This window comes from Synechococcus sp. CCY9202 (genome assembly GCF_034931685.1).
GTDB lineage: Bacteria > Cyanobacteriota > Cyanobacteriia > PCC-6307 > Cyanobiaceae > CBW1002.
Window position 1 is genome coordinate 49,389 of record NZ_JAYGID010000081.1, and the last position, 10,546, is coordinate 59,934.

General features: G+C 56.4%; 10 protein-coding genes. 9 read left to right on the forward strand and 1 reads right to left on the reverse strand.

From position 1 onward, the window contains the following. Positions 1-46 precede the first annotated feature (46 nt). From ureE to urtA (VB777_RS11005), 4 genes are all read left to right on the forward strand, one after another. On the forward strand, positions 47-592 hold the full coding sequence (ureE, locus tag VB777_RS10990; RefSeq protein WP_323248909.1) for an urease accessory protein UreE: 546 nt from the start codon (positions 47-49) through the stop codon (positions 590-592). Then, positions 546-1,244 (forward strand): urease accessory protein UreF, encoded by a 699-nt coding sequence (locus VB777_RS10995; RefSeq protein ID WP_323248911.1) that lies wholly within the window; start codon positions 546-548, stop codon positions 1,242-1,244. Before ureE ends, VB777_RS10995 begins: the two co-directional genes overlap by 47 nt. Then, complete coding sequence (gene ureG / locus VB777_RS11000) at positions 1,241-1,849, forward strand: urease accessory protein UreG (RefSeq protein WP_323248924.1); 609 nt, start codon at positions 1,241-1,243, stop codon at positions 1,847-1,849. The genes VB777_RS10995 and ureG overlap by 4 nt, the downstream gene beginning before the upstream one ends. A gap of 158 nt (positions 1,850-2,007) precedes the next feature. Next, a complete protein-coding gene (gene urtA, locus VB777_RS11005) occupies positions 2,008-3,303 on the forward strand; it encodes an urea ABC transporter substrate-binding protein (protein WP_323248925.1) in 1,296 nt (431 codons plus the stop codon). A 151-nt stretch (positions 3,304-3,454) separates the two neighbouring features. Here urtA (VB777_RS11005) and VB777_RS11010 read toward each other — a convergent pair whose 3' ends face one another. Further along, entirely contained in the window at positions 3,455-4,333 is an 879-nt protein-coding gene (locus tag VB777_RS11010; RefSeq protein ID WP_323248913.1) for an MOSC domain-containing protein, read from the reverse strand. A gap of 590 nt (positions 4,334-4,923) precedes the next feature. On the opposite strand from VB777_RS11010, the gene urtA (VB777_RS11015) reads away from it, so the two are divergent. The 5 genes from urtA (VB777_RS11015) to urtE all read left to right on the forward strand — a co-directional run bounded on the left by urtA (VB777_RS11015) (position 4,924) and on the right by urtE (position 10,349). Beyond that, positions 4,924-6,228, forward strand: coding sequence for an urea ABC transporter substrate-binding protein (urtA, locus tag VB777_RS11015; RefSeq protein WP_323248927.1), 1,305 nt, complete (start codon positions 4,924-4,926; stop codon positions 6,226-6,228). A 212-nt stretch (positions 6,229-6,440) separates the two neighbouring features. After that, positions 6,441-7,598, forward strand: a complete 1,158-nt coding sequence (locus VB777_RS11020) for an ABC transporter permease subunit (RefSeq protein WP_323248914.1) — start codon at positions 6,441-6,443, stop codon at positions 7,596-7,598. Positions 7,599-7,658: 60 nt separating this feature from the next. After that, positions 7,659-8,774 carry an urea ABC transporter permease subunit UrtC gene (urtC, locus tag VB777_RS11025; RefSeq protein ID WP_323248916.1) on the forward strand — a complete coding sequence of 372 codons (1,116 nt, stop codon included), beginning with the start codon at positions 7,659-7,661 and terminating at the stop codon, positions 8,772-8,774. A gap of 70 nt (positions 8,775-8,844) precedes the next feature. Beyond that, the gene (urtD, locus tag VB777_RS11030) at positions 8,845-9,591 is read left to right on the forward strand and encodes an urea ABC transporter ATP-binding protein UrtD (protein WP_323248918.1); all 747 of its coding nucleotides are present in this window, start codon (positions 8,845-8,847) and stop codon (positions 9,589-9,591) included. A 41-nt stretch (positions 9,592-9,632) separates the two neighbouring features. After that, positions 9,633-10,349: an urea ABC transporter ATP-binding subunit UrtE gene (gene urtE, locus VB777_RS11035; protein WP_323248920.1), complete on the forward strand. Its 717-nt coding sequence runs from the start codon at positions 9,633-9,635 to the stop codon at positions 10,347-10,349. Positions 10,350-10,546: the final 197 nt, after the last annotated feature.

Sequence of the window (10,546 nt, forward strand, 5' to 3'; positions counted from 1 at the left end):
GCGCTGGCGGGTGGGGTGGAGATACTCAGCCCAGCGAGTCACCGCCATGATCCCCGCCGCAGCCTCCCTGTCGCCAGATCCGCAACCGCCGGTGCTGACCCGCCGCTTCTTCGGCGGCAACCCCGCGGCATTGCGGCTGGCCCTCAGTGCTGAGGAACGCCAGTGCCTGCGGGGCCGGCGCCACAGCGTCTGCGGCAGGCCCCTGCTGTTGCACCTGCCCCGCGGCGAGGCCCTGCAGCCCGGCGAGCTGCTGGCGCCAGCCTCGGGGGAGGAGCTGCTGGTGCGGGTGGAGGCGGCGCCGGAACCGCTGTTGCAGGTGCGGGCTGCTGACCCCCTGGCGCTGCTGCAGGCGGCCTATCACCTCGGCAACCGCCATGTGGCGCTGGAGATCCAGCCCGGCGAACTGCGGCTGCTGCAGGATCCGGTGCTGGCCCATCTGCTGGAGCACCGAGGCCTGATGCTGCAGGCGATCGTGGCGCCCTTCCTGCCCGAGAGCGGCGCCTACGGCCACGCCGATGGACACGGCCATGCTCATGGGCACAGCCATGCCGCTGCTCACAGCCATGCCGATGGCCACCGCCATGACGGCTGATCCCGCCGCCGCCCTGGCCCGGCTGCGGCTGCACCAGTTGGTCAGCCCGGCCTTGCCGGTGGGCGCCTTCTGCTACTCGGAAGGCCTGGAGGTTCTGGTGCAGCAGGGCACCCTGGCCGATGCCGCCGCCGTGCGGACCTGGCTGGAGGCCGAGCTGCGCGGCGGCACGGTGCGGCTGGAGGCGGCAGCTCTGTCCAGCCTGATGCAGATGGAGGATGCCGCCGCCCTGCTCCGGCTGGATGGTTGGCTGCTGGCGATGCGGGAGGCCCGCGAGCTGCGGGCCCAGCAGCGCCAGATGGGTCAGTCGCTGCTGCAGCTGCTGCGGGCGCTCGGATTCGTGGTGCCCGCTGAGGATCTCGCCTGGCCCGCCGCCTTCGCCCAGGCCGGCCGGGTGCTGGAGATCGGAGCCGCGGAGCTCACGGAGGCCTACCTGTACGGCTGGGTCGCCAACCAGCTCAGTGCCGCGGTGCGGCTGGTGCCGCTTGGCTCCACCGACGCCCAGCGGCTGCAGCTGGCCCTGGCACCCCTGATCGCCTCAGAGGCCGCCAGGCTCGTTGAAGCGGATCCCCAGACCCTCTGGAGTGGCGGGGTGGGTGCTGCCCTGGCCCAGTTGCGCCATGCTGAGCTCTACTCGAGGCTGTTCCGGAGCTGATGAGCAAGCTGCGGGTTGGAGTGGCTGGCCCGGTGGGATCGGGCAAGACGGCACTGGTGGAGGTGCTTTGCCGCCGCCTGCGCCAACGGCTGGAACTGGCAGTGGTGACCAACGACATCTATACCCAGGAGGACGCCCAGTTCCTCACCCAGGCGGGGGCCTTGCCGCCGGAACGGATCCGGGGGGTTGAAACGGGAGGTTGTCCCCACACCGCCATCCGGGAAGACTGTTCGATCAACCGGGCGGCGGTGCAGGAGCTGGAGCAGCGCTTCCCCGATCTCGATCTGGTGCTGGTGGAGAGCGGCGGCGACAATCTGGCTGCCAGTTTCAGCCCGGAACTGGTGGATCTGTGCATCTACGTGATCGATGTGGCCGCTGGCGACAAGATTCCGCGCAAAGGTGGACCCGGTATCACGCGATCCGATCTGCTGGTGATCAACAAGATTGATCTGGCGCCCCATGTGGGGGCCAGTCTGGCGGTGATGGAGCGCGACACGCTGCGGATGCGGGGGGAGCGGCCCTGGTGTTTCACCAACCTCCACAGCGGTCAGGGCGTCGATCGGGTCGAAGGATTTCTGCTGCAACAGCTGCCCGGCCTGGCTTGAGACGACTTGGATTGAGACAAACCTCAAGGTGGATGGATGGTTGAACAATCAGTAGAGGCGGCTAAAATGATTGAGTCCACTTGCTTCTTGCCGTCTGCAAAAACAACGAGTCTTACAACATGTCAATTTTCTGGAAGTCCTCTATGAAGCCCTTCGTGATGCAGGAATTTCCCCTGCGTCTTATTGCTGGCGCGACCGCGCTGGCCGCTGTTTTCAGCCTGGCAGCCTGCGGTGACGGAGACCGTGGCGGTGACGAGTCCATCTCCGGCGGTTTTGACGGTGAAGTGAAGGTGGGGATTCTGCATTCCCGCTCCGGCACCATGGCCATCTCCGAGAACACGGTGGTCGAAGCCGAGTTGATGGCGATCGACGAACTCAATAAGGAAGGCGGTCTCAAGATTGGCGATAAGAAGCTCAAGATCGTCCCGATCGAAGAAGATGGGGCTTCCGACTGGCCCACTTTCGCCGAGAAAGCGAAGAAATTGATCGATCAGGATCAGGTGGCTGTGGTGTTCGGTGGTTGGACCTCCGCCAGCCGCAAGGCGATGCTGCCGGTCTTCGAGGCCAAGGACCACTTCCTCTACTACCCGATCCAGTACGAGGGGCAGGAGTGCTCCAAGAACATCTTCTACAGCGGTGCGGCTCCCAACCAGCAGGCTGAGCCTGCGGTGGAGTGGCTGTTGAAGAACAAGGGCAAGGATTTTTTCCTGGTGGGCTCGGACTACGTCTATCCGCGCACGGCCAACACCATCATGAAGGAGCAACTCAAGACGCTCGGTGGCACGGTGGTGGGTGAAGATTATCTGCCCCTGGGCAACACCGATGTGGCTTCGATCATCGCCGAGATCAAGCAGGCTCTGCCCAACGGCGGTGTGATCGTCAACACCCTGAACGGCGACAGCAACGTGGCCTTCTTCAAGCAGATGAAGGCTGCGGGCATCACCCCCGCCAACGGCTACTCGATCATGAGCTTCTCGATCGCCGAGGAGGAAGTTGCGGCGATCGGTCCTGAGTATCTGGAAGGCACCTACGCCGCCTGGAACTTCTTCCAGAGCCTCGATACCCCTGGATCCAAGAAGTTCACCGAGGCCTTCAAGGCTAAGTATGGCGATAATCGGGTCACCAGTGACCCGGCTGAATCCGCCTACATGATGGTCTACCTCTGGGCCAAGGCTGCCGAGAAGGCCGGCACCGTCGATAACAAGGGAGTTCGAAAGGCCTTAATCGGTGTCAGCTTTGATGCTCCTCAGGGCACGGTCACGGTGCAGCCCAACCACCACACCGAGAAACGTGTGCTGATCGGCGAAGTCCAGAAAACTGGCATGTTCAAGATCCTCGAGGACAAGGGCTTCGTCAAGCCCGTGGCCTGGAACCAGTTCGTGCCCGAAACCAAGGGCTACACCTGTGACTGGACCCGTACTGACGTGCCCGATCCCGGCAAGTTCAAAATGTGATCGAGCCGGAAAGGATGTGGGCGACAGCCTGGTGTTCAGCGAGGGTATTCCGGCTCTGGACCAACCCTGCTGCCGGCCTGCGGAACGCACCTTCGCCGTCGCTGGGATCCCGAGGGCCTTCCAACTTGTCAGGGATTGCCCTGCGATGATGTCACCCCAACAGAGCAATTGGATCCCCGAGCGCCACTGGACCCGGTCGGAGCACCGAGAGCCGAATGCCTGCCTCCACGTTGTTGTGACGGGCGGTGGTCCGCAGAATCTCGAGGTCTTGGGGTAGGTCCCCCTGGGCCAGGGTCGTAACGACACAACGTGGGCAGGCACCATCGACCCGTAGCTCCAGCTGAGATCCCACTCGCAGGGTGTGGCCAATCCAGGACGCTTCGACAAAACCCGTGGAGCCATCGGCCGGCTCGATCAGCAGGTTGGGACGGAAGCGCTCTGGTGCGAAATCGAGACCGGGGGCAAGAGCACCCAATCTCTCCAGGGTGGCGGTGCTGATGGCGTGGATCGGGCAGGCATCAAAGAACGTGCCGCTGGGAAGAACGAGTTCGTTCACCACGTCCTGGAACTCGCGCTCGGGGACTGGGGGCCAATACTGATTGAGACTGGCGCCAGCAGGAGCCTGGTCCAGCAGGCTCACCTGACGTCCCAGCAGGCTCGAGAGACGCTCAGCCACCTCTGGATCAGAGCTGGAGAGATGATCGTCATCGGCTTCTCCCCCAACGGGCATGGCTGGGCTTACTGCAACATTTTTGGTCGCGAAACCCACAGGTGTGATGGCCACCGGCGGGGGCGGCGCCTCGGGCATGGGTTCAGCCAGGTAGCGGGCCCGGTAGCCGAGCAGCTCCTTCCACAAGTGCGGATTCTTGGCGCTGGCCACCCGGGAGGTGGCGTGGTCCCACAGCGCCCAGGCTCGGTCGCCGCAGACCCCGCGGCCGTCGACCCAGAGCCGCTCAAGCGACTCACCCAACATCGACTTGACGGGATAGCGCCAGAGTGCCACCACCTGTCCCACCGGCTGATCCGTCATCTCTTCGCTGGTCTGGGCCGATGCTGCACCAGATATCTAAGCTCCATCTGCGTCTCCTCGGGGTTCAGAGCAGACGGATGGGCGGAGGGAGCGACCATCTCCTGCCTGAGCGACACAACTCTGAGACGTCTTGCGACAGCATGAATTCCCGTCGATGAGGTGTCCCAGGTGAGATTGGCCGCTTGGGCTGTCACACCAAGTCAAAATCCCGTTGATTTCCCAGACCCGGCTTCAAGTTGAGCTGTCGGCCATCTGCGTCAACACAGCTGACGCAACTCTCGCCGCTTGGTCACCACGGACTGGAAGGTGGCTGGACCACTGGTCAGGCATCGCCAGATCAGCTGGGGCTTGAGCTGGAGCTGCCGAGGTCGTAGTTGTGCGCCGAGGATCTGTCATGGGCCCAGAACTGTCGATGCCAACAGCGGCTTTTCCAGCAGCGCAGACCGACTGCCAGAGCCTCACCAGCAAACCCACACATGCCGAACGCCACCAGATTTTCTGTGTCGGCGGATACACAGCGAGCCGGGCCCGATCGGTAGGTTCCGCCTTGCCGTCAGCATTGCGGCATCCCCATCATCTTGACAAAGCCAATGGTCCAGCAAATCTCAAGGCGGCTGTTTGCCGGTTTCGCGGCGACGGTTGCCGGCGTCACGCTTGTCTCCTGCGGCGGCGGCGGCGGCGGCGATTCTGCAGGAAATTTTGACGGAGAAGTCAAGGTGGGTATCCTCCACTCCTTGAGTGGAACCATGGCCATTTCTGAGACGACCCTCAAAGAGGTCGAAGAGATGGCCATCAAAGAAATCAATGATGCCGGGGGCGTCAAGGTTGATGGTAAGTCTTACAAAATTGTCGCCACGGTTGAAGACGGGGCTTCTGACTGGCCCACTTTTGCTGAGAAGTCGCAAAAGCTGATCGATTCCGACAAGGTCGCTGTTGTCTTCGGTGGCTGGACCTCAGCCAGCCGCAAGGCCATGCTGCCTGTGTATGAGTCAAAAAATCACATGCTCTTCTACCCCATTCAATATGAGGGTCAAGAGTGTTCCAAAAACATCTTCTACACTGGGGCAGTACCCAACCAGCAGGCCGAGCCAGCTGTGGATTGGTTAATGAAGACCTATGGTGATAAGCTTGGCAAGAAAGTTTATCTCGTAGGCTCCGACTACGTTTATCCTCGCACGGCTAATACCATCATCAAAGAGCAGATGAAGGCTCTTGGCGGTGAAACTGTCGGCGAAGATTATATTCCCCTTGGCAACACCGAGGTGGCCCCGATTATTGCCAAGATCAAGAAGGCCTATCCAGATGGTGGCATCATCATCAACACCTTGAACGGGGACTCCAACGTCGCACTCTTCAAGCAGTTCAAGGCAGCTGGTATTGATCCGGCTAAATATCCCATCATGTCTTTCTCGATCGCCGAGGAGGAGATTCGTCAAATTGGCCCCGAGTACACCGCTGGAACCTTTGCCGCCTGGAACTACTTCATGAGTCTGGACACCCCAGCCTCCAAGAAGTTCACTAAGGACTTCCAGGATATGTATGGCGCGGACCGAGTTGTCGGGGACCCCGCTGAGTCGGCGTACAACATGGTCTATCTCTGGAAGAATGCCGTCGAGAAAGCCGGAACTTTCGAAGATCTCGACAAGGTTCGCGCGACCATGATCGGCATCAAATTTGCCGCCCCTCAGGGTGAGATTGAGATGTATCCCAATCACCACACCTCTGAGCGTGTCTTGATCGGTGAGGCCGAGCCCACAGGTCAGTTCAAGATCCTTCAAGACAGCGGCAAGGCCATCCCTCCACTTCCCTGGAACCAGTTCGTTCCTGAAACCAAGGGCTACACCTGCGACTGGACTCGTACCGACGTTCCCGACCCCGGTAAGTTCAAAATGTGATCAACAAGGGAGGCTTCCTGATGAAGCCTCCCTTCTATGTTCACAGAATAATTCTAGTAGCAGCAAATAGTCTTGTTGGTGCGGTCAGATTCTCGGATCGTCGCCAGTCAAGGACTGCGTGTTGCCTAGGCTCCCTTCCTGCACGCCACCTTCTTACCTGTTCGGGTCAAGCTATCACTTGACCCGTACTTTCCGATCAGCCCCTAACTCCGTTGGAACTTTTCTTTTCTCAGATCCTTGACGGTCTTAGCATCGGATCGGTGCTGCTGCTGGCGGCGACCGGGCTGGCCATCGTCTTCGGCTTGATGGGTGTGATCAATCTCGCGCATGGCGAATTGATGATGCTTGGGGCCTACGTTACTTACGTAGTCCAATCAGTATTCCGCCCGATGGGTGGGGTTATTTTTGAATTCTACTATCCCTTCGCCCTAGTCCTTTCCTTTGTCGTCACAGCCTTGGTAGGCGTGATGCTGGAAAGAACTCTGATTCGCAAACTCTATGGTCGGCCACTGGAAACACTGTTGGCTACCTGGGGTGTCAGTCTGATCCTGATTCAGCTGATTCGCAGTATTTCAACGGCGATGCTTCTCGGCATCATTCTGGCCGTTTTGCTTGGATATTTTGGCAATCGCTTGCTTTCCAGTAAAGTTGGCGACCGCCCACTTCTCCCATATCTTTCTGGATTGCTTTGGACTGCAGCCTTGGGCATAGGTTTGGTTGGAGTTAATTTGCTCTCCGCGATTCGCCCTCTTTCCAGCGCTTGGTTTGGTCCACGCAACATTGATGTGACCGCGCCAAAATGGCTTCAGGGAAGTTGGGGCGAAATCGCAGGAATTGAATTGCCAGGACTGCGTATTTTCATCATATTGCTGTCGGCTGTCCTGTTGCTTGCAACAGTTTGGTTTCTAACTAAAAGTGCATGGGGGCTGCGGATTAGGGCTGTTACTCAGAACCGTCAGATGAGCAACTGTCTCGGCATCCCAACTGATCAAGTTGACAGCATTACCTTCGGTCTTGGTTCTGGCCTTGCTGGGGTTGCTGGTTGTGCCATCACCCTGCTGGGATCGGTGGGACCCAATCTCGGTGCTGCTTACATTGTGTCTTGCTTTATGGTGATCGTGCTGGGTGGCGTTGGTAATCTGCTTGGTACGGTATTGGCATCACTTATTCTTGGGATCATTCAGTCAGTCGTTGGGTCAGGTTCCCTGCTGATTGTTTTCCCAGACATGCCAGCAGCTGCAAAGGGAGTTGTCGAGTTTTTTGCCACCACAAGCATGTCACTGGTATTGGTCTTTATCTTCATCATCGTTTTCCTGCAGTTCCGCCCGAACGGCATGTTCCCTCAGAAGGGGCGTTCAGTCGATGCCTGATCACGTCTTTTCACTCCAATCCAATCCCCAGTTTTTTGTCCATTCTTGGAGGCCTCAGCAGTGAAGATCTTCCGCCGACTACTACCCTGGATCCTGCTGGCGATTGCCTTTTTCATACTCCCAATCATCCTCAGTGACTTCAGGCTCAACCTCTTTGGCCGTTATTTTTCATTGGCGATTACGGCTTTAGCCATTGACCTGATTTGGGGTTACACGGGTCTTCTAAGCCTTGGCCAAGGAATCTTCTTCTCTTTGGGTGGCTATGCTGTCGCGATGTACCTCACTCTCATTACAAAGAGTGAGGCTGGTGGTAACGGTATTCCTAAGTTCTTCGAGAACTATGGGGTCGATCAGCTTCCATTCTTTTGGCAGCCTTTTTGGTCTCCAGCTTTTACGATGATTGCCCTTTGGCTCGTGCCTGCAGTCATAGCTGGATTGATAGGGTATTTAATTTTTAGGAATCGAATTAAGGGTGTTTATTTTTCCATAATCACCCAAGCGGCTTTGATGGTTTTTTATCACTTCTTCAATGGCCAGCAGAAACTAATTAACGGCACCAACGGCCTCAAGACAAGCACGACAGAGCTTTTTGGGATGTTGGTCGGTTCAGGCGAGATGCAGCTCTGGCTATACAGACTAACTGTGATTCTGCTGCCTGTCGCATTCGTTATCTGTCGCTATTTTACAAGCGGCCGGTTTGGAGATGCCCTTATAGCCATTCGCGATGATGAGCAGCGATTGAGATTTGGAGGTTTTAACCCAGTCCCCTTTAAGACGCTCGTGTTCATTGTCGCTGGGGCTCTTTGCGGCGTCTCAGGTGCTCTATACACCGTCCAGTCTGGTATCGTTTCGCCACAATTCATGTCGATCTCAACCTCGATTGAGATGGTGATTTGGGTAGCCGTAGGTGGCCGAGGAACTCTTGTTGGACCAATTATCGGAGCTATATTGGTTAATTATCTGCGAAGTCTTGTGAGTGAGGCTTTGCCTGAGTTCTGGTTGTTTGTTCAAGGCGGCTTGTTCATCTTTGTGGTCGTTCTAATGCCCGACGGCATCTATGGGTGGTTCACAATGGGCGGCTTCCGTCGTTTGCTTGCTGCTTTTGGAATTGCTCCGAAAGCTCGTACATATCCCCAGCATGATGAGGAGGTAGCAGCTCTTACTGATATCTCTTGACGTCCTTCGGCAGGATTCTCTAACAAAAAAAGTTGATTCCATCCTAATCGTTCAATTGCAGCCAAAGTCCATGACCAAACCACTCCTTGAGCTCAAGGACGTTAGCGTGAGCTTTGATGGCTTCTACGCACTTACTGATCTCAGTCTCACTCTTCAAAAGGGAGAGCTCAAGTCAATCATTGGCCCAAATGGTGCCGGAAAGACTACTTTCTTGGATGTAATCACCGGAAAAGTTCGTCCCACCAAGGGGTCGGTAACTTTCAAGGGTAAGTCACTGATTGGACTCTCGGAGCAGCGGATTTCTCGAGATGGTATCGGCCGCAAATTTCAGACTCCTCGAGTCTTTGAGAATCTGACTGTCCAACGCAATCTTGAGCTTTCAGCCTCTCCACAAAAGAACGCGTTCAGCTTGCTTGTCGATCGTCTGCCAACTCCTTCCAAGGATGAGGTTCAACGATTGATGAGCTATGTGGGTCTTTCACCGTTTGCTTCCACTCAAGCAGGTTCATTGTCTCATGGTCAAAAGCAGTGGTTGGCTATTGCCATGCTCGTAGCCCAGTCTCCGGAAGTCTTGCTGCTCGATGAACCCGTTGCAGGGCTCACTGATGAGGAAACTTTTCGCACTGCTGAACTAATCAAATCTTTGGCCGGTGATCATACCGTGGTCGTCATTGAGCATGATATGGAATTTATCCGCGATTTAAATGCTCCTGTTACGGTGCTTCACCAAGGTCAACTCCTCACTGAGGGTCCTTTGGATCAAGTAAAGCAGGACCCACGTGTCATTGAGGTGTATCTCGGCCAAGCCGACGACTGATTCCCTTTTAGTTATTCAATCCAGAGGCCTAGCCTAAAGCCATGAGCGCCCAACCAATTCTTCATGTTTCTGATCTGAATGTCTACTATGGCCAGAGTCACATCCTTCGTGATGTTGATCTCTCGGTTCCGGAAGGAGAAATGGTCTGCCTGATTGGTAGAAATGGTGTTGGTAAAACCACGTTTCTTAAAACCATCATTGGCTTATTGCAGCAACGTTCAGGCACTGTTCAATATGGCGACAAACATCTCACGATTGAGCCACCCTATCGTCGTGCCCGTGCTGGCATTGGATATGTCTCACAAGGTCGTGACATAATCCCCCAAGTGACAGTGAAGGAGAACTTGTTGCTCGGCATGGAAGCTTTGCCAGGAGGAATTGGTAAAAATAGACATATCGACCCTTTGGTTTTTGATCTTTTCCCTATCCTTGAAAAATTTCTGAGCCGAAAGGGTGGCGATCTCAGCGGAGGCCAGCAACAGCAACTTGCTATTGCCAGGGCTCTGCTGGGCAAGCCAAAGCTCCTCTTGCTTGACGAGCCTACTGAGGGAATTCAGCCATCCATCATCATGGATATTGAACGAGCTGTGCAGAGAATCATGAAAGAAACAGGTATCAGTGTCTTGTTAGTGGAGCAACATTTGCATTTTGTGCGTCAGTCAAGTTTTTACTATGCGATGCAGCGGGGTGGCATTGTTTCCAGTGGGCCCACGGATCAGCTCTCCGATGCTGTGGTCGAGGAATTCCTTACGGTCTGAGCCAGAAGCAATTTAGAAGTTGACAAAAACATATAGTCACTAAGCCAATGATCCATCTTAAGAGTTTGCAGAAAAACCAACCCACGAGCCCGTTTTCCACAGGCATCAGTGGATTTCTGGCTCAAAAAGTCGGATCGGTGGCTATCAGATCCGCAAACAGACCGATTTCGGCATCGTTGGCCTGACTGCAAGGCATT